Source organism: Marinobacter mobilis (assembly GCF_900106945.1).
GTDB lineage: Bacteria > Pseudomonadota > Gammaproteobacteria > Pseudomonadales > Oleiphilaceae > Marinobacter > Marinobacter mobilis.
Genome location: NZ_FNNE01000013.1, coordinates 1 through 25410, shown reverse-complemented (window position 1 = coordinate 25410; position 25410 = coordinate 1). Strand labels below are relative to the sequence as shown.

Genomic DNA, 25410 nt, shown 5'->3' with positions numbered 1-25410 from the left:
CACCGATTTGCCGGAGCGGGTGTCATTCGGTTTCCCGCATTTCAATGTGCAACGGGTCGGGACCGCGCAGCTTGACGCGCTGGGTTTCCTTCAGGGTCAGCACCTGCGCCACGACATCCGGCTGGATGGGGAGTTCCCGGTTGCCCAGGTCAATCAGCGTGGCGAGGATAATACTCGCTGGTCGGCCATAATCGAAGATTTCATTCATCGCCGCACGAATGGTGCGACCGCTCATGATCACGTCATCCACCAGCACGATATCCCGGCCTTCGGTTTCAAAGGGCAGATGGGACGGCTTAACCCGGGGATTGAGACCAATGCGGCTGAAATCATCACGGTAAAACGAAATATCGAGTTCACCGAAAGGCTCCGTCAGCCCCAGCCGCTTTTTAAGAGCATCGGCAATCCAGACGCCGCCGGTACGGATACCGATCAGCGTCGGCGACTCAATACCCCGGCGAGTCATCTGCTCGCGCAGGCCGGACTCGAGCTGGTCCAGTAATTGGTCCATGTTGAGCAATGCCGTCATTCCATCCTCACTTCTACGCTATCGTTAACCCGGCCTGCTGGCCGGGGTGTCAGGGGCTTGACTGCTGGTTGAACCAGGTTTCGAGGATCAATACCGCAGCCAGATCATCCACCCCATGGCGACCGAAGTCCTGATGGCCATGGGCCGCCATCACTTCGCCCTTGGCCTCGAAACTGGTCAGCCGCTCATCGGCCATCTCTACCGGCAGGTGAAAACGCCCGTGCAGGCGTTTGCCGAACTTGCGGGCGCGGGCACACATGTCGTTCTCACTGCCATCCATATTCAGCGGCAGGCCGACCACCAACAGATCCGGTCGCCACTCTTCGAGCAGGGCGGCGATCCGGTCCCAGTCCGGCTTACCGTCACGGGCCGGCAACATGGTCAGCGGGCGGGCCGTTCCCAGCAATTGCTGGCCAAACGCCACCCCAATGCGGCGGGTGCCGAAATCAAACGCCAGGACCTGGCGGGCAACCGATTCAGGCATGGCCAATGGACTCACTCAGTTGATTCAGATCGATTCCCATGTCAGTCAACACGGTCTGATAGAGGTCTTGCCAGGAGGTGGCAAACAGCAGGTCGGTTTTGGCCGGACAGGTCAGCCAGGAGTTGCTGGCCAGCTCTTCTTCCAGCTGCCCCTCACCCCAGCCGGAATAGCCCAGAGCCACCCGAAAGTCCTGCGGGCCCTGGCCACGGCCAATGTCTTCCAGAATATCGCGGGAGGTGGTCAGGGCGACCCCCTCGCTGATTACCGAGGTACTCTGCCAGTGGCTACCGGGACCGTGCAGCACAAAGTCTCGTTCCGGCTGCCCCGGACCACCGAGAAATACCGGCAGGTCCAGTTCCTTGCCATCCATCCCCAGCTGCTCAAGGATCTCCCCAAGCCCGATATCCAACGGCCGGTTCAGCACCAGCCCCAACGCACCTTCCGAGGAGTGCTCGCACAGATAGATCACGGACCCGTGGAACCGCGGATCGGCCAGGTACGGGGAAGCGATCAGGAAATGATCGCGCAGGTTGTCGGCAGAGCGGTTGGCAGTCATCCGGATGTCAGACCTTTGGGCTGGAAGGACCAGGTACGGATAATCTCGATTTCATCGGTCTGCTCCTGCATCCTTTCGGTAAATGCCTGGAACGGTGCGGCCATGCGTACAATTTGGATGGCGGCATCATCCAGCACCGAATAACCCGACGACTCCAGAATCTCCACTCTCTTTATGGTGCCATCCTTGCGCAACAAGACCAACATCCGTAACTGGCCATAGATGCTGTTCTGACGCGCTTCCTGAGGATAGTTCATATTGCCGACCCGATTGATCTTGTCGACCCAGTTCTGAACATACCAGGCATTATCGGAACTCAGCGTGGATGCGGCGGTCACCCGCAACACCCGTGGCCGGCGGGCATAGGCCTGCTGCTGGGCAGAAAAGCGCGCCTCCAGGCTGGCGATTTCCAGACTTCGCTCCATCAGGCTCCGGCGTTCCTGCACCGGCAACGGTTCGTCAAACGTCTCCGCCATGTCCGGATCGGCCGCCGGTCGGCTGCGGCCTTCCGTACGGACCAGCTGACGCTCGCTACGCTGAGCCGGGGCCACCCGCGATGGCGGCTCCGGCTGCACCGGCTGATCACCCACCTCATTCACCGGCGTCGGTTGCGGACTGGTCAGCTCACGAGCCTCGGCCTCGGTGCCACTGCCCTGCTGACTGGTCTGCGCGAGAAAGTCGGCGTCATCCGGCGCTTCCTGGTCATCAAACTGCGCCAGTGTGATTTCCATGGTTTGCGCCGATGTCCGGGGCGTTTCCGGTGCAAAAGTGATTCCCAGCACCAGTGCGGCATGCACCGCCAACGCCAGAAACAGCATAAATGAAAAGCGATCAAAGTCGCTGACCTGGGCTGTCATGCCTGCCAACTGTCCTGAAATCCGTTTGAACCCATTGTGTTTCCGACCCCGCTCAGCCCAGCCGCCGCTCGATGGCATCCATCAACTGGCCGGCAATGTCGATACCAAAGGCCGCATCCAGTTCACGGATACAGGTGGGGCTGGTGACATTGATCTCTGTGAGGTAGTCGCCAATCACATCCAGACCAACGAAAATCAGGCCTTTCTCCCTGATCACCGGCGCCACCCGGGCACAGATCTCACGGTCACGAGCGGTCAGTTCGCGGCCCTCGCCACGACCACCCGCGGCAAGATTGCCCCGGTTCTCACCGTGGGAGGGAATACGCGCCAACGCGTAGGGCACCGGCTCACCATCAATCAGCAGGATGCGCTTGTCACCATCGCTGATCTCAGGAATGAATTTCTGCGCCATGGCCTGGTGCTCACCATGATTGGTCAGGGTTTCGATGATAACCCCCAGGTTGGCGTCCTGCTCCCGAACCCGGAAAATGGATCGCCCCCCCATTCCATCGACCGGTTTCATGATCACATCACCGTGCTCGGCGTGGAAATCCCGCAGGCGCTGAGCCGAACGGGTCACGATCAGTGGCGGTGTGCAGTCCTCGAACTGGGTGGCAAACAGCTTCTCATTACAGTCCCGCAGCGCCGCCGGCGGGTTCACCACCAGCGCGCCCTGCTGCTCGGCGGCCCCGAGGATGTAGGTGGCCATCAGAAACTCCCGGTCCACCGGAGGATCCTTGCGCATCAGGATGACATCCAGGTCGCCCAGCGCACGATCCTGGCTGGCACCGAAGCTGAACCAGCTCTCCGGATCATGGTGCACCGTGAGATCGCGGGTATGGGCCCGGGCCTGGCCACCCGCCATATACAGATCCTTCTGCTCCATGTATTCCAGCTGCCAGCCCCGCTGCTGGGCAGCCCAAAGCATCGCCAGTGAACTGTCTTTCTTGTACTGGATCGCCTCAATGGGATCCATCACGATTCCGAGTCGAACGGTCATATAACCTCTTACATACAAATGTTCCAAAACAGGAACCGGTCAGCAGAGCGTAAACCGGGATTGCTGCTATGCTGAGAAATCAGGTGACCCTGATACTGCCGCAACGGATCTCCGGCTGTCGGCTCAGGCGGAGTATTTCCTGGCCAGGATTCAGGCGTTTCCTAGATGGTAGTGTACCCGTGAATTGAATGCACCCGGTCAATACGTTTGGCTATGGCGTGAACCCGGGCGCAGGAGTACATTTAGTCACAAACTTATGCTTTTTCTCCGGCCATCGATACTCTATAAATAAGCGTGGTTTATAGAACACCCTTAAATAGTGTGTTAAAACCCGGTCCCAAAATAATGACTTTCTAGAGCGCAAGGCAGTTGGACAATGGATGACAACTTCGAAAATCTGAAGATCATGGTAATTGACGACAGCAAGACCATCCGTCGCACCGCCGAAACCCTTCTCAAAAAGGTCGGCTGTGAGGTTATCACTGCGACTGACGGCTTTGACGCTCTCGCCAAGATCGCCGATTCCCAGCCCAACATCATTTTCGTTGATATCATGATGCCCCGGCTCGATGGCTATCAGACCTGCGCCCTGATCAAGAACAATTCCGCCTTCAAGAAAACCCCTGTGATCATGCTGTCCAGCAAGGACGGTTTGTTTGACAAGGCGAAAGGCCGGATTGTTGGTTCAGACCAGTACCTGACCAAGCCGTTCAGCAAAGACGAACTGCTTAACACCATTCGTCAGTATGTCCCGCAAGCGGAACAATAAGCCGACTGACGCAAGAAACACTTTGAGGAAAACATGGCCCGCATTCTGATCGTTGACGACTCCCCCACCGAGGTTAAGAAAATCTCAAGCATCCTTGAGAAACATAGCCACGAAGTGATGACCGCAGATAACGGCGCGGATGGCGTCGCCAAAGCCCGTTCTGAAACTCCGGACCTGGTGTTGATGGATGTAGTCATGCCCGGCCTCAACGGTTTCCAGGCAACCCGCCAGCTGACCCGCGCACCGGAAACCGCGTCCATTCCGGTCGTCATCGTCACCACCAAGGACCAGGAAACCGACCGTGTCTGGGGAACTCGCCAGGGCGCCAAGGGCTACCTCGTCAAGCCGGTAAATGAAGACGACTTGATCAAGACGATCAACAGTCTCATCGCCTGATTCCCCAAAAAAACGGAGTAAGCATGTCCGCCCAGGCCGCCCCCTTTGCCGTTCTGACGGATATCGCCCAGCGCAGCCGCTCCATGGCGGCGGGCCTGCCAGAGCAACAGGAAGCCATCGAGTTATGGAATGGCATCGGTTTCGTTCTGGCCGGAAAGCGCTATGTCGCCCCAATGGGTGAGGTTGTCGAACTTCTCCACGTCCCCCGTTATACCCATATTCCGGGGGTTCGTTCCTTCATGCTGGGTGCAGCCAATGTCCGTGGCCGTCTGCTGCCACTGGTTGATCTGGCCCATTTCTTTGACCTGCCCCGCAGTTCCCGCAGCATGCGGGAACGTCGGGTGCTGGTGATCGAACAGGACGACGTTTTCAGCGGCCTGGTCGTCGACGGCGTGCTGGGTATGCAGTATTTCTCCAGCGACAGCTTCCGCGATCGGGACGACGACGTCCCCCCCGTCGTTCAGCCCTTTGTCCATGGCGGCTATGAACGAAACGAAGAAATCTGGAACGTGTTCTCGACCGTCTCGCTGGTGGAAGACGAACGCTTTCTTGACGTTGCCCAGTGGTGATGGCGATGGCAGGAACATCACCCTTCAAGCTTGCAAAACCCAGAACCCAAACTTGCCAAACGAAAGGCCGGGAGCCAGAAAATGAAGAATAGAGCCGGAAGTATCGGCATGGGACAGGGAGGCAACAAAACTGTTGCTGGCCTGATCACAGCGCTGATCGCATTGACCGTCCTGCTCGTTGTGGTCCTGTTCATTATCAACAGGGACAGCCAACACGATCAGGAATACATCACTTATGCCTCCGAGCTGAGGGTACTTTCCCAGGAGATCGCCAAGAACGCCACCGAGGCGGCTGGCGGTACCGAGGAAGCCTTCGATCAGTTGCGGCGCTCCCGTGACGAGTTCGCCCAGCTCTGGGGCTATATGGTCAACGGTAATGCCGATACCGGCCTGCCTGAAAGCGAGATGGCAGCGGAGAGTGGCGTTCAGCTGAAGTGGGACGCGGTACGATCCAACGCCGACAGCATCCTCTCCACCCAGGAGGCGGTACTGGGTCTGCACCAGGTCGCACAGACCCTGAACGAAACCATCCCGCAGCTGCAGGTGGAATACGACGACATCGTCCAGATCCTGCTCGACAACAACGCCCCGGCCGAGCAGATCTCCCTGGCCCAGCGCCAGTCACTGCTGGCCGAACGGATTGTCCGCTCAGTCAACAACGTATTGTCCGGTGACGAAGATGCGGTTATCGCCGCTGACCGTTTCGGTCGTGATGCCAGCCTGTTTGGACGGGTTCTGCAGGGTCAGGTTGAAGGCAACCCGGCCATGGGCATCTCACGGGTTAACGATGAAGATGCGATCTACGGCCTTGAAGCCGTAGACGAGCTGTTCGAGTTTGTATCCCAGAACGTAGACGCCATCCTTGATGCTTCTCCCGACCTCTTCAAGGTGCGTACTGCCGCCAGCGACATTTTCCAGAACTCACAGGCCCTGTTGGACGATATTTCCCTGCTGGCTGATGCCCTGCGTGACCAGTCCAGCTCTCGCTTGATCAGCCCAACCCTGGCCTTCGCCATTCTGGCCGCCATGGTCGGTATCGTGGTACTGATCGGTGTCACCATCTACCGTGAAGCCCAGGAACGCCTGAGCACCACCCAGGAACAGAACGAACAGAACCAGAACGCGATCCTGCGACTGCTGGACGAACTCGCCGACCTCGCGGACGGTGACCTGACCACCGAGGCAACGGTAACCGAGGACTTCACCGGTGCTATCGCCGACTCCATCAACTACGCGATCGACCAGATGCGTGGACTGGTACAGGCAATCCGGGGCACTGCAGTACGGGTATCCTCAGCGGCCCAGGAAACCCAGGCGACGGCGATGCACCTCGCCGACGCGTCTGAGCATCAGGCCCAGGAAATCGCCGGAGCCTCCGCGGCGGTGAACGAGATGGCGGTGTCCATCGACCAGGTCTCCTCCAACGCCGCCGAATCCTCTGCGGTTGCGGAGCGCTCGGTTGCGATCGCCAAGAAAGGCGCGGAAGTGGTACAGAACACCATCCGCGGCATGGATAACATCCGTGAGCAGATCCAGGAAACCTCCAAGCGGATCAAGCGACTGGGTGAGTCTTCCCAGGAAATCGGTGACATCGTATCGTTGATCAACGACATCGCCGACCAGACCAACATCCTGTCCCTGAACGCAGCGATCCAGGCCTCCATGGCCGGTGACGCGGGCCGGGGCTTCGCGGTGGTTGCGGACGAAGTTCAGCGACTGGCGGAACGTTCCTCTGCAGCGACCAAGCAGATTGAAGCACTGGTTAAGACGATCCAGTCCGATACCAACGAGGCCGTTATCTCCATGGAGCACACCACCGCCGAGGTGGTCCGCGGTGCCCGACTGGCACAGGATGCGGGTATTGCTCTGGAGGAAATCGAAAACGTATCGATGAACCTCGCGGAACTGATCCAGAACATTTCCAACGCGGCGCGTCAGCAATCGTCGTCTGCCGCCCACATTTCCAACACGATGAACGTCATCCAGGAAATCACTTCGCAAACTTCCTCCGGTACCAATGCGACTGCGAAGTCCATCGGTAACCTGGCAGAGATGGCATCCGAGCTGCGGTCTTCGGTTGCCGGCTTCACCCTGCCGGAAGAAGAAGCCGCATTCAGCGAAGAAGAAGACATGGAGGACGTACCGGTGGTCAGCTAACCACCGGTGAGGCACATGACCGTTCATGGCTGAAGCACCCGACAACCTGTCATCCGCCAACGGCATCTGGTCCGTTCGTCGGCTCCCGGCGATGGATGAGGCGCAGTTCAACCAGTGGCAGACACTGCTTGAACACCGGACAGGCATTACCCTGGTGGCGGAACGCAAGTCGTTCCTGGAAACCAACCTGGGCATACGGATGCGGGAAATTGGGTGCAGCAGCTATCAGGCCTACTACGAGAAAGTGGTGTCCAGCCCGGAAGCCATTGTTGAGTGGTCGACCCTCGTGGATCGGCTCACGGTGCAGGAAACCCGGTTTTTTCGCGACCCGGATGCCTGCAAACTGGTTTCGGACTACATCCTGACCCGGCCCAGGGAGGCCTTGCGAAAACGCCCCCTGGAAGTCTGGAGTGTTGGCTGTTCCACCGGCGAGGAGCCCTACACCCTGGCCATGCTGCTTAACGAAAGCATGAGCCAGCTGGCGCTGCCGCCACTGTTCGGAATCACCGGCTCAGACATCAGTAAGCCGGCGATCGACAAGGGACAGCGAGGCCTGTTCAATGCCCGCAAGCTTGAGGCTATGGATGAACGGTTAAAGGCCCGGTATTTCCGGCCAGCGGAACGGAACTCCGTCGAAATAATTAAAAGCATTCGTGAACGGGTGTGTTTCACCAGGCTCAATGTCCTGGACCTGAAGCAGGCACCGATGCACGGAATGAACATTATCTTCTGCCAGAACCTGCTGATTTATTTCCGCCGCTGGCGGCGGCGAGAAATTGTCAAGCGACTTGCAGAGCGACTGGCGCCCGGGGGACTTCTCGTCCTTGGCCAGGGAGAGTTGACCGACTGGCAACCTCCCGGCCTGCAACGAGTTCCCTCGGAGAAGGTACTGGCGTGGATTCGACGCCAGTCTGACGAAGAATAACCGGAGTGGTTATGGGCAATCACCATGACAGCATAGCCCTGGATTGGGTTCGGGGTGAGATACAAGAAACGCTGATTCAGGGTCAACAGGCGCTGGAGGGCTTCGTGGAGAACCGCGACGATACCGCTCGCCTGCGTTTCTGCCTGAACTACCTCCATCAGGTCCACGGCACCTTACAGATGGTGGAGCTCTACGGTGCAGCGCTGCTCACCGAGGAGATGGAGAAGCTCACCCAGGCTATCCTCAACGAGACGGTCGCCAGCGTTGACGAAGCTGTGGAAGTATTGATGGAAGCAATCCTTCAGCTTCCCCAGTACCTCGAACACCTGGCCAGCAGCAAGGATGACTTCCCGCTGGTGCTGCTGCCATTGCTCAATGACCTGCGCGCCGCCCGCGGCGAATCGCTGCTGTCAGACACCTCGCTGTTCAAACCGGACCTGAGCCCCGCCCAGAAACGGGCCCCGGCCAATGCGTCACAACGGCTGCAGGACCCGAAGGTGCTGGGCCACATCCGCAAGCTGCGCCAGATGTACCAGTTCGCGCTGGCCGGTATTGTTCGCGAAGAAGACCTGCACGCCCATTTAGATTACCTGCAGAAGGTCATTCAGCGGTTGATCAAACTGTGCCTGAACAGTCCCCGGGAACAGCTGTGGATTGCCGCCGGCGCCTTTATCGAATCGATTCAGAGCGGCGACAACCCGGTCAACACGGCGGTCAAATCGATCCTCCGTACCCTCGACAGCGAACTCAAGCGCCTGATCGATGAGCACATCGACATACTCCAGCAGCCGGTTCCTCAGGCTCTGTTCAAGCACTTGCTCTACTACGTCGCACGGGCCCGGGATCTGAACACCCCCTACGCCAGCCGGTTGCGTGCTGACTATAAACTCGACGAAGCACTGCCCTCCGACGACGACGTCAGTGCCGCCCGCAGCCGTGTGGCCGGCCCCGGCCGCGAAGCGATTCATTCGGTGGTCAGTGCGCTCAACGAAGAACTCGCCAAGCTCAAGGACCAGCTCGACCTGTTCGTACGTGCCGAATACCGCAGCAATCAGGAGCTCGAAGACCTGCAACCGGGCCTGCGTCAGGTTGCCAATACCCTCGCAGTCCTCGGTCTGGGTATTCCGCGACAGGTCGTGAGCGAGCAGATCGACACTATTGCCCAGCTGGTTAACCAGACCGAGGCGGTGGACGATGGCACCCTGATGGATATTGCCGGCGCCCTGCTCTACATCGAAGCAAGCCTGGCCGGGCTCGACAGCGACCACCCCGTCGAGCCAGAAGAACCCCAGGAAGATGGCAAGCCTCGCCTTGGCATCCAGGAACTCAGCGATGCCAGCAATGCCCTGCTGCGGGAATCCCGAAACACCCTGGAGCAGGTCAAGACCGCCGTCGTCAACTTCCTTGCCTCCCAGTGGGACCAGCGTGAAATTGAACACGTACCCGGACTCCTGCACAGCATTTGCGGTGGCCTGCGACTGATCCCCCTGAACCGGGTTGCCGATATTCTGGACGCGGCCGAACGTTATATCAGTCAGGTGCTGCTGAGTGCCGAACATGCGCCGGAATGGAACCAGATGGAGCCGCTGGCCGATACCATCACCAGTATCGAATACTATCTGGAGCAGGTCGCCGACGGTGTCACCAGCGATTCCATCCTGGATGTGGCGGAACGCAGTCTTGAAGTGCTGGGTTTCCCGGCAGGCGCCGAGCCCACCTGGCAACATCCGCAAACCGCCGCGGAGGCGCCCACTGCTCCGCTCGAAAGCCCCGAGCCTGTTGCCGACACGGAAAAAGCGTCCGATGACGAACTGCTGGACGATGAAATTCTCGAGATTTTCGTCGAAGAAGCTTCCGAGGTCCTGGAAACCATCCACGAATACTTCCCTCGCCTGTATCAGGATCACGACGACCGTGAAGCGCTGACCGAAGTTCGGCGGGCGTTCCACACCCTCAAGGGCAGTGGCCGGATGGTCAATGCCAAGAGTCTGGGCGAACTGGCCTGGGCCGTTGAGAATCTGCTGAACCGGGTGATCGAGCAGACCGTCAAACCGAACGACGACCTGTTCTCGCTGGTCAGCAACGTGAATGACCGCATTCCGCAGCTGATCGAAGAATTCCGCCATGGCAAGGCTGATGGCGACGTCAGTGACCTGATCGCCCGCGCAGAAGCCCTGGCCACGACCAGCAAAGTGAGCACCTTCAACGAGCCTGAGCCTGAGCCCGAACCAGCGCCAGAAATCACCGATTCCGCTGACGCTCTCAGCCAGCCGGACACCGAAGAGCTGCCGGTTCTGGAAGTGACCGGCGAAGAGGCAAACCTCGAACCTGAGCCGCTGCCGACGGTAACCACCCGGGAAGAGCCGGAGGCCGACGACGATCTGATCGATGATGAGATCCTCGAGATTTTTGTCGAGGAAGCAGGCGAGGTGCTCGACACCATCCGCCAGTACCTGCCGATGCTGGTTCGCCAGTTCGATGACCGCAGTGCCCTGGCGGAAGTCCGCCGCGCCTTTCATACCCTCAAGGGCAGTGGCCGGATGGTCGGCGCCCTGGTGGTTGGCGAACTGTCCTGGTCGATCGAGAACATGCTCAACCGGGTGATTGATGGCTCCATCCTGATGAACGAAACCATAGGCACGCTGCTTCAGGACGTGACAGCAGTGTTGCCTGACCTTGTCAGGGACTTCGAGCAACGACAGCCAGCCTCTCTTGACCCGGCGCCCCTGGAAGCCCGGGCCAATGCCATCGCCAGTGGCGACATCCCCGACACCCGGGCGATGCCGGAACAGGAAGAACCCGAATACATCATTGATATCGACGTCGGCAGCGATCTGGATATCGATGACAGTGATGACAACGTCGATTCTGTCCTGCTGGATATTTTTGAAAGCGAGACAGAGACACACCTGCAGACCCTGCGCGCGTTCCTCGACAACGCCGGTGACAAGGCCAGCGCAGCCTACACTGACGATGTGTCACGTGCCCTGCACACGCTTAAAGGCAGTGCTCACACCGCCTCCATTGCCCCGATTGCCAACGTCATCACGCCGCTGGAGCGGTACGTCAAGGATGCCCGCGCCGCCGGACTGAAGGCGGACCGGGACGTCCTCGCCCTGATGGCCGACGCCTGCCGGTTTCTCAACCAGGGTCTGGCCCAGCTGCGTGAGGATCCACAGGCCACCCTCGCGGGGACGGAAGAGTACCTGCAACGCCTGAACGACGTCGCTGCGCGCTCCCTGGGACGTCGCGACGACGCCGAGACCAAAACAAGCGAAGCCCTACCCAACCCGCACCTGGTGCAGCTGTTCCTCAGTGAAGGGCTCGACACCCTGCTGGATGCCGACCGCATCCTCGACCAGTGGATTGAGACCCCAACAGAGAACCAGCCGCTGGACATGCTTGGCCATGAGCTTCAGCAACTGGCTTCTGGTGGAGACCAGGCCGGGCTTAACGATGTATCCGATCTCGCCCGGCTGCTGGCCGAATTGTACGCAGCAATGAAGGACGTCGCCGTTGCAGGCGACCTGCAGCTCATCGACACCCTTCGGGCAGGCCATGAACAACTGATCAATATGATGGATCAGATTGCTGCAGGTCTGGCGGCCAAACCTGACAATGCCTTGAACGAGGCACTGCAGGCGCTGCTCGAGGCGCCCCTTGCGCCCGAAGCGACCGCCGCAGAAGACGCGTTCGGTGAGACATTCGGCGGGGAACTCGAGGCCATTGACCGCGGCTTTGAGCTTGAACTTGACGAGATGGAAGCCGAACCGGCGGAACCGCCACAGCGGATGGAGGTCGACGAGGAAGACGATCAGGAACTGGCGGAGATTTTCCTGGAAGAGGCCCGCGAACTGGTCGACAACACCGCAGAAACCCTCCACCAGTGGAGTGAGAACCCAGACACCCCGGCGCTGCTGCAGTCATTACAGCGGGACTTGCACACGCTCAAGGGCGGAGCCCGACTGTCCGACATCCCCGCCATCGGAGATCTCGCTCACGAGCTTGAGACCCTGTTTGAAGGCCTGACCGACGAACGCCTGGCCGTTAACGACCGCCTTTCGGACCTGCTGTTCCGCAGCCATGACCGACTCACGAGCATGGTCGACGCACTTGAGCAGAAACAGCCTCCACGTCCAGCACCCGATTTGATCGCCGAGATTCACGCCTACATCGAGGGTGATCAGGAAGCAGTCACCGCCGCCGAGGTACCGGAAGAGGACATCGAACTTCCGACCATCACCGAGGCATTCGTTGACGAAGCCGCCGAGATAGCAGAACCGGATCTGGGCGTTGAGCCGGACGAATCCGAGGCTGACTCCGGCGCCGGCGAAATTGCCGAGGACTCGGTAGCTCAGGCACCTGACTTCGGCGAAGAAAGTTCCATGGCCGATCTGGATCCGGAACTGGCTGAGATCTTCCTCGAAGAGGCCGGGGAAATCATCGACACCACCAGCGAGCAGCTGCACCAGTGGCAAAACAACCCTGAACAGCCCGAGCTGGTTAAAGAGCTGCAGCGGGAACTGCACACCCTCAAAGGGGGTGCCCGCATGGCCGATATCAACGCCATCGCCGATATCGCCCATGAAATGGAAACCCTGTTTGAACGTATTGCCGACGGCCGTATCGCTGCCACCGATGCGCGTACTGAACTGGCGCTGCGTGCCCATGATCAGCTCGCGGCACTGGTTGAAGCGATTGCCGACAGCGGCCACTGCCCCTCGGTGCCCGGTCTGGTTCAGGAACTGCATGCGGCCTGCAGTGACGGTCAGGCGGAAACCACGGAAACCGAACCGCAAATGGCGGTCACCGAGCCCGACGTCGATGAGACCGTCGTTCCCGAGCCCGAGGCCACGATCGAAGAGGCCGCCATTCCGGAGCCCGAGGCAGACAGCCTCGACCTGAGCGAACTGGAACAGGGCATCAGCGAGATGCTGACGCCTGGTCAGGACGACATACTGACGGAGTCTGAGGAGAACGCCGACACACCAGCAAACCTGTTGGCCGAGCAGGATCCTGAGCTGGTTGGCATTTTCCTCGAAGAAGCCTATGACCTGATCAACTCCACCGGCAGTGCGCTCCATGCCTGGAGCGAAGATCCGGCCAGCCGCGACATTGCTGCGGAGCTGCAGCGGGATGTGCATACCCTCAAGGGGGGTGCCCGCATGGCCGGCGTTGCGGCCATTGGCGACCTCACGCACGTACTGGAAGACCTGTTCGAGAAAATCGCCGAAGGTCAGATAGCCGCAACGCCACAGATGGTCGAGCTGCTGTTTGCCTGCCACGACCGCCTTGCCCAGATGGTGGAACAGGTTGCGACCCAGAAACCCTGTCCCCCTGCCCATGAGCTGGAGGCAGAGGTCAAGGCCATCCTCAGCGGAACGCCCGCCGGGCCACAGGCGTCGGCCGTCGCAATCGAAGATGTCGATGTGCCCGCCATGGCAGCCGAAAGCACCGATAGCAGTGATGACCTGGTCGGCGTATTCCTCGATGAAGGCCTGGAGATCCATGCCGCCATCGACGAGTGTCTGTCGCAGTGGAAAGCCGCGCCCGACGAGCTTACTGGCATAACCCAGCTGCAACAGGAACTGCACACCCTCAAAGGTGGCGCCCGTCTCGCCGATGCCGATGTCTTTGCCGAACTGGCAGAGCACTGGGAAAGCCTGCTCGATTCTCTGGTTCGGGGCAGTGGCAACCAAACCACGGTTCTGGCCCTGAGCGAACGCGCAAACGATGCCTTGCAGAAAATGCTCAACGGCGTTGAAGAGGGCGAGAAGCCTGTCGTCGATCCGACACTGCTGGCTGACATCAAAGCCGCCGAAGCGAGCGCGGAAAGAGCTGCCAGCGAAGCCGATACGTCAGCGTCTGCCGAGCCGGTGGACCAGGAAGTGATCGAGATCTTCCTTGAGGAAGCCGCCGAGCTGGTGGATCAACTCGAACACCTGCTGGCCGACTGGCAGAAAGATCCTGGCAGTCATCATTTCAATCAGGAAGCCCAGCGTGTTCTGCATACCCTCAAGGGTGGTGCCCGCCTGGCCCAGCTGAAATCCCTGGGGGATCGCTCCCATGGTCTGGAGACCCGGCTGATCGACCTCGGTGGCAATTTGCCGAACGCCGATGCCTGGCAGGCCATTACCGCCGATTACGACGGCATCGTCGCGCAACTTGCCGAGGTCAAGGGTCAGTTCGAGACCGGCCTGACTCCGGCTCAGCCAGCCGAACCGGCAAAGCCCGAAAACACGCTGGAAACTCCGCGGCCGTCGGCACCGATCACGCCAGCACCCGCGCCGGAGCAAGCCGCACCACTCCCCGCGGCGGCCGAGCCTGCTGAAGCGCCGGTACAGCAGCCCAAACCGGCACGCCAGCCCGTCAAGAAAGCCGCGGCCAGCACCCGCACGGGTACCCAGGAATCCATCCGGGTCTCGGCGCCGCTGTTGGACGAACTCGTCAACCTGGCCGGTGAGACCAGTATTACCCGTGGCCGCCTGGAACAACAGACCAGCGACTTCAGCTATACCCTCGACGAAATGGCCGCGACCATTGAGCGACTGCGAGAGCAGTTGCGGCGCATGGACATCGAAACCGAGGCGCAGATTCTGTTCCGTACCGAGCGTGAACATGGCCCGGATTACGGGGAAGACTTCGATCCCCTGGAAATGGACCGCTATTCGTCCATTCAGCAGCTGTCCCGGGCCCTCAGCGAGTCCTCGTCTGACCTTGCCGACTTGCGGGAAACCCTGTCAGACCGGATCCGTGATACCGAAACCCTGCTGGTACAGCAGTCGCGGATCAATACCGAGCTGCAGGAAGGTCTGATGAAGACCCGCATGATCCCGTTCGCATCCATGGTGCCGCGCCTGCGGCGGATCGTGCGACAGATCAGCGGCGAGCTGGGCAAGAAGGTGGAATTCGATGTCCGTAACCCGGAAGGGGAAATGGACCGTAACATTCTCGAGCGCATGATTGCCCCGCTTGAGCACATGCTGCGTAATGCCCTTGACCATGGCATCGAAATGCCGGATGAGCGCAAGGCCGCAGGCAAGCCGGAAGCCGGGGAGATTACGCTCTCGCTGACCCGCGAAGGCGGTGATGTGGTGCTGCGGATGATCGACGATGGCAAGGGCATCCCGATCCCGGTCATCCGCGACAAGGCCATCCGTCAGGGCATGCTGCGGGAAGATGAAGACCTGACCGACCGTGAGGTGCTGCAGTTCATCCTCCAGCCAGGCTTCTCGACCGCCCAGAAGGTGACCCAGATCTCTGGCCGTGGCGTAGGTATGGACGTGGTGGCCAGCGAAATCAAACAGCTCGGTGGCGCGCTCGATATCGACTCCGCCCTCGGCCAGGGCACGACGTTCACCGTCCGCCTGCCGTTCACCGTATCCGTCAACCGTGCGTTGATGGTGACCACCGGCGAAGATTTCTACGCCATTCCGCTCAATACCATCGAGGGTATCGTTCGGGTCAGCACTTACGAACTCGAGGAATACTACAAGCCGGATGCACCGCTGTACGAGTACGCTGGCCAGCAGTACCGCCTGCAGTATCTTGGCAGCCTGTTGCACAGTGAACACCAGCCCAAACTGCAGGGTCAGGCGCTGCCGCTGCCGGTGATTCTGGTGCGCGGTGCCGAGCAGCCCATGGCCCTGCAAGTGGACAGTCTGCTGGGCAGCCGGGAAATCGTGGTGAAATCCCTCGGTCCCCAGTTCAGCTCCGTGCGCGGGGTTTCCGGAGCTACCATTCTCGGTGACGGTAATGTGGTGGTGATCCTCGATCTTCCGGCCATGATCCGTTCCGACATTCTGTCCGAGCGTCAGCGCCAGGCCAGACTGCAGGGCGCCCAGGACTCGGTACGCCGGGAAGAGCGGGCAACCATTGTCATGGTGGTGGATGACTCGGTGACGGTGCGCAAGGTCACCTCACGCCTGCTGGAACGCAACGGTATGGAAGTGGTCACCGCCAAAGATGGCCTCGATGCCGTGGCCCAGCTGCAGGATCACCGTCCGGACATCATTCTGCTGGATATCGAAATGCCGCGAATGGACGGTTTCGAAGTCGCCAGCTTTGTCCGTCACGACGAGACCCTGCGGGATACACCGATCTGTATGATCACCTCCCGGACCGGTCAGAAGCACCGCGACCGCGCCTTGTCCATTGGCGTGAACGAGTATCTTGGCAAGCCGTTCCAGGAAGCCGAGCTGCTGGCAACCATTGAACGGCTGACCGGTGACAACTGATGGCCGGAAGCGCTGGCCGGCCGGCGGTCGGCATCGTTTCTGACGATGTCCTGCAACGACACCGGCTCCAGGAGGCGGTGTCCCGCTTCGGCCTGAATGCCAGCTTCAGCGGCGACCCGGAACGCCTGGAGGGCTACCCCCAGGTACCGGAGGCGGAAATCTGGCTGGTGACCCTCGAGGATGAGGCCGACCACCCCGACCTGTTCGAATTCCTGCTCGAACACACCAACGTACCGGTGCTGTTCGGGGTCGCTCCGGCCCCCAAGCCCGGCACCACCGACTACTTCCGCTGGGAACGGCGGCTTCAGGACAAGCTGGAACAGAATCTTGGCACCCTGGAGCAGCTCGATTCTGCCGACAGCCTCGAACAACTGGCCGCCACCGAGGCATCGGAAGCCCCCGAGCTGCCCCGGTGGGTGAGCCCGGCCGCTGCCGACCAGCCGGCACAGGATATCTGGATACTGGGCGCCTCCCTGGGCGGTCCGGCTGCGGTCAAGGCCTTTCTGGATCACCTCCCTGCCGGGCTGCCGGTGGGGTTCATCTACGCCCAGCACATTGATGGCAACTTTACCGACGTGCTGACCCGGGTGCTTGGTCGCCACGCCCATTACCAGCTCAAACACGCCAGCGAAGGTATCACGGTCAACAACGGCGACGTGGTTTTGCTGCCGGTTGAGCACGAATGGTACATCGCCAGCGATGGCCGCCTTGCCCGTAAGGATACCCCGTGGCCCGGGCTGTATGGGCCCTCCATCGATCAGGTGCTGCTCAACGTCGGCGATCATTATGGTGCCCGCTGCAACGCAATCCTGTTTTCGGGCATGGGCAGTGACGGCGCCATTGCCGCCCCGCTGCTGAAAGCCCACGGCAGTCGCATCTGGGTACAGGACAGCGCCAGCTGCGCCAACAGCTCGATGCCGGATTCGATCGCCGCCACCGGTTGCACCAGTTTTATCGGAACGCCTGAGCAGCTGGCCAGAGAACTTGTCAAAACCATTGAGGAATCCTGCCTGCTCAAGCGCAAGCAGCAACGGGATTCCGCCTGAGGAACAGAACCATGAGCGAAACCAGCCAGATCCTCCCCTGCGTAATGATCCCGATGACCGGACAGCAGCTGCTGCTGCCAAACGTATCCATTGCCGAAATCATCGATTACGCCAGTGTGGAGCCACGGAGCGACGCGCCCCAGTGGTTGCTGGGGGATATTCAGTGGCGCGGACTGACCCTTCCGGTCATCTCCTACGATGCGGCCAATGGCATCAAGGCCGGTGTTCCGGCCGGCAGTCGCGGTCGGGTGGCCGTGCTCAATACCATCGGCGAGCACCACAACACGCTGCCGTTCCTGGCAATCGTCACCCAAGGTATTCCCAGCCAGGCCCGGGTAGCCAGCGAACAGGTGCAGGAGCGGGAAGGCGAGACCGGCCCGGCGGATCTCATGCTGGTCGAGGTCGATGGCGAAAGTGCCCGCATCCCCAACCTTGAATACCTGGAATCCCTTGCCCTGCAGGCTCACCGGGGCTGACAACGGGCCCGGTGACGGCGACGGAAGCGAATGTTATAATGTTGCATTATTTTCCGGATTCTCCCTGCCATGTCCGACAGCGCCCTGCCTTACCGTCCGCACAATCACTCCGTCTGCGTCCAGCAGGCGCTGGCCGATGCCCGTGACATTTGCCAGAACCAACGGGCGCGCCTGACCCCGACCCGGGAGCGGGTACTGGAGCTGATCTGGCAATCCCACAAGCCACTGGGCGCCTACGATCTGCTGGCAGCGCTGGCTGAAGACGGCCACAACGCGGCGCCCCCCACAGTCTACCGGGCCCTCGATTTCCTGCTGCAGTATGGCCTGGTTCACCGAATCGCCTCGCTCAATGCCTTTATCGGCTGCACCCACGCCGGTCACCATCACACCAGTGTGTTTCTGATCTGCCGCCAGTGCCGCAATGCCCTTGAGCTGGCGGCCCCTGCGGTGGAGCAGGCAGTACAGCAAGCGGCCGCGGCCGAAGGGTTCACGCCCCGGGAAACGACCATAGAAATCGCCGGAGAGTGCCCTACCTGCAAGGCGGCAGAACATGCCTGAACGCTTGGTTACCCTTAACAACGTGAGTGTCCGCTTCGACGGCCCACCGGTGATCGATGGCATCAACCTGACGGTCAATCGTGGCGACATTGTTACCATCATTGGCCCCAACGGCGCCGGCAAGACTACGTTGATCAAATCCGTATTGGGGCTGCAACGGGTCTCCAGTGGCAACATCTGGCTCAAGCCCGGCGTGCGGATCGGTTACGTACCTCAGCATTTGGTACTGCAGCCAACCCTGCCACTGAGCGTGCGCCGCTTCATGATGTTGACCGGAGAGGCCGGGGACCGCTGCCAGCAGGCCCTCACCCGTACCGGTGTCGGTCACCTCGTCGATGCTTCGATTCACCACCTCTCCGGTGGCGAGAAGCAACGGGTACTGATCGCCCGGGCGCTGGCCCGTAACCCGGAACTGCTGGTGCTGGATGAGCCCGCCCAGGGCGTGGATATCAATGGTCAGGCGGCCCTCTACGAGCTGATCCGCAGCCTTCGCGACGAGCTCCACTGCGGCGTCATCATGATTTCCCATGATTTGCATCTGGTCATGGCCGCCACTGATCAGGTCATCTGCCTCAACCAACATGTTTGCTGTAGCGGCCGCCCGGAAGACATCTCGGCCGACCCTGCCTTTATCGAAACCTTCGGTCAGCAGGTCGCCGAGAGTCTGGCGGTCTATCACCATCACCACAATCATCAGCACAACCTTCATGGCGACGTCGTCGCCGGCGATGCTGACCACCGCCAGCATGAGGGATGCAGTGGCCATGGCGCTCATTGATTCAATTCTCGATGATTTTTTCTGGCGCGCACTGATCGGCGGCCTTGGGGTCGCTCTGGTGGCCGGGCCGCTGGGCTGTTTCGTGGTCTGGCGGCGTATGGCCTATTTCGGGGATACCCTGGCCCACTCCGCGCTGCTCGGCATTGCCCTGGGCTTCCTGTTCCAGCTGCCCCTCAACCTCGCCATTGCCGGCACCTGTGTCAGCCTTGCCGTCGTATTGGTGATGCTGGCCCGCAGCCGCACCCTGGCCACCGATACCCTGCTCGGTATTCTTGCCCACAGCGCCCTCGCCATCGGTCTGGTCACCCTGAGCTTCATGCCTGAGGTCCGCATCGACCTCAGTGGCTACCTCTTCGGCGACCTGCTGGCGATCAGCCGTGATGATCTGGCCTGGATCTATGGCGGCGCGGCAGTCATCCTGGTGCTGTTACAGCGGCTCTGGCGCGGCCTGCTGATGGCCACGATCCACGAGGAGCTGGCACGGGTGGAAGGATTCCCGGTCGAACGGCTACGCCTGGTACTGATGCTGATGTTCTCCCTGGTCATCGCCGTGGCCATGAAAATCGTCGGCGTGCTGCTGATCACCGCACTGCTGATCATTCCCGCCGCCACGGCCAGAAGGCTGGCCACCACCCCGGAACGGATGGTGCTGCTGGCCATGGGCATTGGCATGGTCGCGATATCCGGCGGTCTTGGCCTGTCCTGGTTTGCTGACAGCCCCGCCGGGCCATCGGTGGTCGTAGCCGCCTTCACCATGTTCCTGCTGACCTACAGTCTGGTCCGGCAACCCCGCAGCTGAAGCGGCCGCGGCGATCCACCTTCCCTGATTCGCCGACGTGGACTAAAGTGAAGCTGAGGCCGGACAGGCCTTCGCTTCCAGCCAGCCGGAGATCACCATGCCCCGCGCGCTCCAACAAGGATCCCGTTCCCTGCGTCGCCTGCTCCTCCTCCCGGGCTTGCCACTGCTGGTGTTGGTGGTCATCGTGATCGCTACAGCGTGGCTGGCCCAGACCGCCAGTACCGAGGGCCGTAGTCTGACCACCCAGCTGCTGACCACCCGCCAGCTGGGCCATGCAGCCCGTTTCGAAGCCCACTTCTCGCTGCTCGTTGAAAGCGCCAGGCGCATGGCCGCCAGCCGTATCGACACCCCCATGCAGTTTCGCCAACAGGCCAACGCCTTTCTCAGCCAGCACCCGGATCTGTTGGGGGTCGAGCTGATTCGCCGGGTTCCCGGATCCCAACGTCTTCAGGTCGAACAGCGGATCTCCGAGGAACTCGGCCAGCCGATGCAGTTCCGCCAATGGCAACAACTGATGACAGGCAGCCCCATCGAAGCCAGGGACGACTATCTGGTGGTCCGCTGGAGCACGGCCCGCAGCGATATGGAAGACAGCGGCAGTGGTATTGGCCCGGGCTTACTGGCCACCTCGGTACCGCAGTGGCCTCGCGAACTGGAGAACGCGTTGGTCCAGCAAATGGTGACCACAACGCCGCTGTCCACCGTGGAGAGCGGTGGGGTCAACGGCCACAGCCTGCGCATCTTCGTGCCCATCAACCGTGAAGACGTCGTCAGCATTGCCATGGCCCCATCACACTGGCTGGGTGGTCTGTTCGGTGCCTATCAGGATCCACGGATACGTTTTACCGTGCACGATCTCAACCAGCACAACAAGATACCGTTGTACGTGTCACCAGCGGAGGGGGCCGTCGTCGCCGAGCGGGCCCTTCGCTCGGAAGTCGCCGCAGGAAACCGCCACTGGATGATCACCACCTTTCCCACCAGGGAACTGTACCAGCAGGCGAATGCCCGCACCGTGAGGCAGTTGTGGCTGGCCGGGGCCGGCTTTGCCGTTGCCGCCAGCTCATTACTGGCCATGACGCTGCTGGCGCGACGGTTTTACCAGCGGCGGCTGGCACTGTCCAACGATCAACAGGCGCGACTCGATACCCGCCGGAAGAATCTGGAAGTGGAAAAATCCATTCTGCGTCAGGCGCTGGAGGACTCGGGACACCGAACCCGAGACCTGATCGCCCTGGCGGGAGGGCTCATCGCCGAACTGGATGAGAAGGGGCAAACCGGTTTTGTTTCTGAGCAGATCAGCGAGGTATTGGGCATACCCCCTTCGTTACTGGTCGATCAGCCTTTTGAAGCCCGGGTCGCGCCCGACAGTCTGGAATCCTTTCACTCCACCCTGGCCGCCGCCCGCGAATCCCGGGCCGTTGAACGGGCCGACCTGAACCTCCTCAGCGAGGACAACCACTGTCTGCCCGTTACCCTGCGGGTGAAGACCGTCACCGATCCGGTACATGGCTGCACCGGATTCCGCCTGAGTGTGATCCCCAGGCAGTAACGGGGCGCTCAGCTCAACGGCTTGTGGCTACCATCGCAAAACGGTGGCGTTGCCGTCTGCTTGCAGCCGCAAAACCACAGCCATTCTTCTTTCTCAGCGCGAAACCGGACCGGACGGAACGAAGTACCACGGTGGGAACCGTCACAGAACGGCTGGGATTCACTGCGGCCACAGGCACACCAGAAATAGTCCTTGCCAGCCTCAACCTTCACCGCGCAGGGTGTCGTTCTTGCAATCCGGGCTTCTGTTGACTCTGTCATCGTGATCTCCTGCTGGGTCTGCACAGTATAGCGGCACGGCCTAAGCGGCCATGCCGGGGTCATCAATGCTTGCCGTCCAGCGGACGCACAACGTCCTTCAGACGGCCACTTTCCACCAGTTCCAGAAACTCATCTCCAAGCCGCTGACTTTCCGTCACCGCCGCCCGCCAGGCTTTCTCACGACCGGCATCGTCATCCATGTAACGTTCAAAATCCTTACGGTCCGGCAATTTACGATCAGGCAACGACTCCAGATAAGCCTTCGAGGGGGCTACCAGCAGCACATCCTGCAGGCGGGTGGCATCGCCCCGCCGCCAGGGCAGCGATTTGTCAAACCAGCCGGGAATGACCTTGTCGGTAAAGTGGGGGTACAACACGATGCCAGGCTGCTCATAAGGCAGGTCCAGGTGGTAGTCCAGCAGCCCACCGTCACGGTACACCCCTTCCGGGGCACCGGGAATGTGGCTAACGCCAGACATCACCATGGGAATTGAGGCCGAGGCCAGCAAGGCCGGAATCAGGTTGTCACGGGTCAGCTCGACCTGGTGACTGGGAAAGTCCACCAGTTTGGCCACCGGGGTAGCCAGACGTCGGTCGTGGATGATGCCTCGCTCCATGAATCGGCCCAGGTGACGACGGCTGACCATATTGGCACTGATCGCCGTCATCAGCCCGAGAGCCAGACGGCCACGACTGTCGTGCTGTAACAATCCGCGACTGCGTACCACGACAATATTCAGGCGATAGTAGGGGTGATTGAGCAGGTATTCTTCTCGCCCTGCCAACAGCTGTTCGAGAAATGCCACGCTTTTACGGGTGATATCCGCGATGCTGCTGCCCTTGGCGAAACGCTGGCTGGTGTAAAGTTCCGCCAGCCGCGCCAGCTGCTCTTTGGGATCCTCCCCGGAGGCGATGGCGGCAAATCGCCAGCTGCCGATCGAAGCACCAATCAGTGCCCGCTCCTGGGGAGCACGCAACAGCCAGTCTCCGAAAATGGCCTGATCCAGGCCGGTCAGTCCCAGCGCCTTGGGGCCACCGGCGGCACCGGGCACCACGTGGACATCTTCCGGCACCAACGGCTTTTGCTGCAGGCGCTGCAAAGCCCTGCGGCCCGCGAGAACGGTTAACGCCGGGGGGCGGGTGTGTATCGCTGTCATCTGACTTCCTCCGTGACAAGTGGCGAGTGTAACCAACCGGCCGGACCACTACCACTTTCCCTTGTCATTTGAGGCCGCCCTGCCCGGTCAGAAAAAGTGGCCAATTTCAGGGTCATGGCAAGGAGATGCAGCGACCTTCCTGCAACATGCTAGACTGAGCAGAAGTGGATATAAAACTATAATAAACCAAGGATTGGCAGGACTTATCGTGACACCGGAACCGAACGCACCGAAAGCCGTAGCGACCAACCCCAGCCTGGTTGTGCTCGGTTTTCGCCATCAGATTGTCTACCACCTGCATTTCTGGGCGCTGGTAGCGGTGTCACCGCTTGTCCTGGTGCAATGGAATCAGGGCCATTACCTGCTGTCCGTGATTCTCTCATTGTTCTGCCTCAATGCCGTGCTGGTCATCGCGTGTCTGCGCTGGTGGAAAATCTATTTTCTGAACGGCTGGCCGTTTGTGCTGCTGGCCATCCTGTCCTCGACCTACTCGACCCACATTAATGGGCACGCAGGCCTTTACTGGGCATACCCGGCGGCGGCGGCGGTTTTCTTCCTGTTGCCGCTGCGGCCTGCGACGGTCTGCAACGTCCTGTTCGTGACCACCATGTCGGCGATTTCCTTCCGGCGCTTTCCGGAAGCCGACTTTTGGCGCATCACCTTTTCGCTGGGACTCACCTGCGTGTTTTCGATGGTCTTTGCCTGGCTGGTGGGGCGTCTCAAGAAAGAACTGGTCCAGATCGCCACCACCGACCCGCTGACCGGCTGCCTCAACCGGTCCCAGCTGGCGGACATACTCAACAACCAGATCCAGATGCGCGAACGATACGAGCGGGTATCCAGCGTCGTGCTGCTGGATCTTGATCACTTCAAGAATATCAACGACCGCTGGGGCCACGTCACCGGTGACCGGGTACTCAGAGAAGCGACGAAACGGGTACAGGCGCGGCTGCGGGAAAGCGACCAGATGTTCCGCATCGGCGGCGAAGAGTTCATGCTGGTGCTGCCGGAAACCCGTCAGCGGGATGCCGAGCAACTAACCCAGCAATTACTCGTTAACATCGCCACTGCGCCCTTCGAGGACGACATCAGGATGACCGCCAGTGCCGGCGTGACCGAGGTAAAAAAGGGCGATACCTGGTCTGCCTGGCTGAACCGTGCCGACCAGGCCCTGTACCTGGCCAAAAACCGGGGCCGCAACTGTTTGGTCAGTGGCCAGGATAGCGACCCCGGGCGGAAAGCTGCCGCACCCGGTTTATCCTGATCCCCGGTTAATGATGGCTGCGAAAGGCCTGGTACGCGGTGAACACCTGTTGCGGAGCCTCATAGTGAGGGTAGTGCCCGACCCGCGGCAATCCACAAGCGTCGGCGTTACTCACCAGCTCCTGGTAACGACGGGCCATGGCCACGCCGGAAATGGGATCAGTCCGGCCAAAAATGACCGCCGTGGGCATCTCTGCCCGGAGCAAGGCTCCGACCCAGCGGTTGCGGTGGCAGCGGCGCTCTTCCATGAAACGGATCAGGCGATGGAGAATGCCGCGGCCGTTGTTGTAGGTCAGCAAATACCAGAAGTTGTCGAGTTCGGCCTGGGACGGCCAGTGACAGCCACCGAACAGACGCCGGAACTGGACATCGAAGGTCCGCCGGGACATGCCCCGACTCACCAGCCCGCCGATGGGACCACTTAACAGGCGTTGTACCAGCAAGGGCCGGTGAACTTCCGGAAACAGCGCGCCGTTCAGGAAACAGACGCTGGCAATGGTAAACCCAAGCCGCCCCTCCTGCTGGCGAGCCAGCAGTTCCTGAGCCACACTGCAGCCGTAATCGTGGACCATCAGGTGGACCCGTTTCAGCCCCAGCCCTTCCAGCCAGCCCTGGTGCAGATCAGCCTGGTCATCAATGCTGTACCGGCGATTGGCCGGTTTGTCGGAAAACCCGAAGCCCAGCATGTCCAGCGCCATCACCCGGTAGTGCGGCGTCAGGTATGGCCAAAGCCGGCTCCAGTCCCAGCTGGCGGTGGGGTAGCCATGAATCAGGACCAGCGCCTCACCCTGCCCCTCCATGCGACTGAATATGGCATGACCATCGTAGTTGAACCATTGCCCCTTCTGTTGCCAAGCCTCCAGGGTGATTTCCCGCGACAATACCGTCGGTTTGTCTAGCGCAACGGGACTCTCCTGTTCCATCGGTTTCCCTCGTCTGAAAAGGTGTAAATGGCAACTGTAGTTCAAAGGTAGCACTTACGTCATCCTTTGGTCGCAATTTGCGATTCACCTCTCGGTGATGCCTGCAACTACCCATTCAG

The 25410-nt window shown here is 60.6% G+C and carries 21 protein-coding genes; 13 read left to right on the top strand and 8 right to left on the bottom strand.

Features of this window, described 5'->3' with window-relative positions; all coding sequences use genetic code 11:
- Positions 1-22: 22 nt before the first annotated feature.
- Genes pyrR through gshB form a run of 5 tightly spaced genes read right to left on the bottom strand, consistent with a single transcriptional unit; the run spans position 23 to position 3426 of the window.
- Positions 23-529 (bottom strand): bifunctional pyr operon transcriptional regulator/uracil phosphoribosyltransferase PyrR, encoded by a 507-nt coding sequence (pyrR, locus tag BLV11_RS17150; protein ID WP_091817343.1) that lies wholly within the window; start codon positions 527-529, stop codon positions 23-25.
- 49 nt (positions 530-578) lie between these two features.
- Positions 579-1013, bottom strand: a complete 435-nt coding sequence (gene ruvX / locus BLV11_RS17145) for a Holliday junction resolvase RuvX (protein WP_091817339.1) — start codon at positions 1011-1013, stop codon at positions 579-581.
- A complete protein-coding gene (locus BLV11_RS17140; RefSeq protein WP_175528377.1) occupies positions 1006-1569 on the bottom strand; it encodes a YqgE/AlgH family protein in 564 nt (187 codons plus the stop codon). Before BLV11_RS17140 ends, ruvX begins: the two co-directional genes overlap by 8 nt.
- The gene (locus tag BLV11_RS17135; protein WP_091812563.1) at positions 1566-2426 is read right to left on the bottom strand and encodes an energy transducer TonB; all 861 of its coding nucleotides are present in this window, start codon (positions 2424-2426) and stop codon (positions 1566-1568) included. Before BLV11_RS17135 ends, BLV11_RS17140 begins: the two co-directional genes overlap by 4 nt.
- A gap of 52 nt (positions 2427-2478) precedes the next feature.
- Positions 2479-3426 (bottom strand): glutathione synthase, encoded by a 948-nt coding sequence (gene gshB / locus BLV11_RS17130; protein WP_091812562.1) that lies wholly within the window; start codon positions 3424-3426, stop codon positions 2479-2481.
- Positions 3427-3802: 376 nt separating this feature from the next.
- Here gshB and pilG point away from each other — a divergent pair, with 376 nt between their 5' ends.
- The 12 genes from pilG to BLV11_RS17070 all read left to right on the top strand — a co-directional run bounded on the left by pilG (position 3803) and on the right by BLV11_RS17070 (position 21688).
- Positions 3803-4195: a twitching motility response regulator PilG gene (gene pilG / locus BLV11_RS17125; RefSeq protein ID WP_091812561.1), complete on the top strand. Its 393-nt coding sequence runs from the start codon at positions 3803-3805 to the stop codon at positions 4193-4195.
- A gap of 33 nt (positions 4196-4228) precedes the next feature.
- Positions 4229-4591 carry a twitching motility response regulator PilH gene (gene pilH, locus BLV11_RS17120; RefSeq protein WP_091812560.1) on the top strand — a complete coding sequence of 121 codons (363 nt, stop codon included), beginning with the start codon at positions 4229-4231 and terminating at the stop codon, positions 4589-4591.
- A gap of 23 nt (positions 4592-4614) precedes the next feature.
- The gene (locus tag BLV11_RS17115; protein WP_091812559.1) at positions 4615-5160 is read left to right on the top strand and encodes a chemotaxis protein CheW; all 546 of its coding nucleotides are present in this window, start codon (positions 4615-4617) and stop codon (positions 5158-5160) included.
- 81 nt (positions 5161-5241) lie between these two features.
- Entirely contained in the window at positions 5242-7317 is a 2076-nt protein-coding gene (locus BLV11_RS17110) for a methyl-accepting chemotaxis protein (protein ID WP_175528310.1), read from the top strand.
- A gap of 25 nt (positions 7318-7342) precedes the next feature.
- A complete protein-coding gene (locus tag BLV11_RS17105; RefSeq protein WP_091812557.1) occupies positions 7343-8242 on the top strand; it encodes a CheR family methyltransferase in 900 nt (299 codons plus the stop codon).
- A gap of 11 nt (positions 8243-8253) precedes the next feature.
- Positions 8254-16479: an Hpt domain-containing protein gene (locus BLV11_RS17100; protein ID WP_091812556.1), complete on the top strand. Its 8226-nt coding sequence runs from the start codon at positions 8254-8256 to the stop codon at positions 16477-16479.
- Positions 16479-17525 (top strand): chemotaxis protein CheB, encoded by a 1047-nt coding sequence (locus BLV11_RS17095; protein ID WP_091812555.1) that lies wholly within the window; start codon positions 16479-16481, stop codon positions 17523-17525. Before BLV11_RS17100 ends, BLV11_RS17095 begins: the two co-directional genes overlap by 1 nt.
- An 11-nt stretch (positions 17526-17536) precedes the next feature.
- Positions 17537-18001 carry a chemotaxis protein CheW gene (locus tag BLV11_RS17090; protein ID WP_091812554.1) on the top strand — a complete coding sequence of 155 codons (465 nt, stop codon included), beginning with the start codon at positions 17537-17539 and terminating at the stop codon, positions 17999-18001.
- 69 nt (positions 18002-18070) lie between these two features.
- Entirely contained in the window at positions 18071-18559 is a 489-nt protein-coding gene (locus tag BLV11_RS17085; protein ID WP_091812553.1) for a Fur family transcriptional regulator, read from the top strand.
- A complete protein-coding gene (znuC, locus tag BLV11_RS17080; protein WP_091812552.1) occupies positions 18552-19337 on the top strand; it encodes a zinc ABC transporter ATP-binding protein ZnuC in 786 nt (261 codons plus the stop codon). The genes BLV11_RS17085 and znuC overlap by 8 nt, the downstream gene beginning before the upstream one ends.
- Positions 19324-20136 (top strand): zinc ABC transporter permease subunit ZnuB, encoded by an 813-nt coding sequence (gene znuB / locus BLV11_RS17075; RefSeq protein ID WP_091812588.1) that lies wholly within the window; start codon positions 19324-19326, stop codon positions 20134-20136. The genes znuC and znuB overlap by 14 nt, the downstream gene beginning before the upstream one ends.
- 97 nt (positions 20137-20233) lie before the next feature.
- A complete protein-coding gene (locus tag BLV11_RS17070; protein ID WP_091812551.1) occupies positions 20234-21688 on the top strand; it encodes a CHASE domain-containing protein in 1455 nt (484 codons plus the stop codon).
- Positions 21689-21696: 8 nt separating this feature from the next.
- Here the strand turns inward: BLV11_RS17070 and BLV11_RS17065 are convergent, their stop codons facing one another.
- Both BLV11_RS17065 and BLV11_RS17060 read right to left on the bottom strand, forming a co-directional pair.
- Positions 21697-21948, bottom strand: a complete 252-nt coding sequence (locus tag BLV11_RS17065) for a CDGSH iron-sulfur domain-containing protein (protein WP_091812550.1) — start codon at positions 21946-21948, stop codon at positions 21697-21699.
- A 62-nt stretch (positions 21949-22010) separates the two neighbouring features.
- The gene (locus BLV11_RS17060; protein WP_091812549.1) at positions 22011-23105 is read right to left on the bottom strand and encodes a patatin-like phospholipase family protein; all 1095 of its coding nucleotides are present in this window, start codon (positions 23103-23105) and stop codon (positions 22011-22013) included.
- 208 nt (positions 23106-23313) lie between these two features.
- On the opposite strand from BLV11_RS17060, the gene BLV11_RS17055 reads away from it, so the two are divergent.
- Positions 23314-24369, top strand: coding sequence for a GGDEF domain-containing protein (locus BLV11_RS17055; protein ID WP_091812548.1), 1056 nt, complete (start codon positions 23314-23316; stop codon positions 24367-24369).
- 7 nt (positions 24370-24376) lie between these two features.
- Here BLV11_RS17055 and BLV11_RS17050 read toward each other — a convergent pair whose 3' ends face one another.
- Positions 24377-25291: an alpha/beta fold hydrolase gene (locus BLV11_RS17050; RefSeq protein ID WP_091812547.1), complete on the bottom strand. Its 915-nt coding sequence runs from the start codon at positions 25289-25291 to the stop codon at positions 24377-24379.
- Positions 25292-25410: the final 119 nt, after the last annotated feature.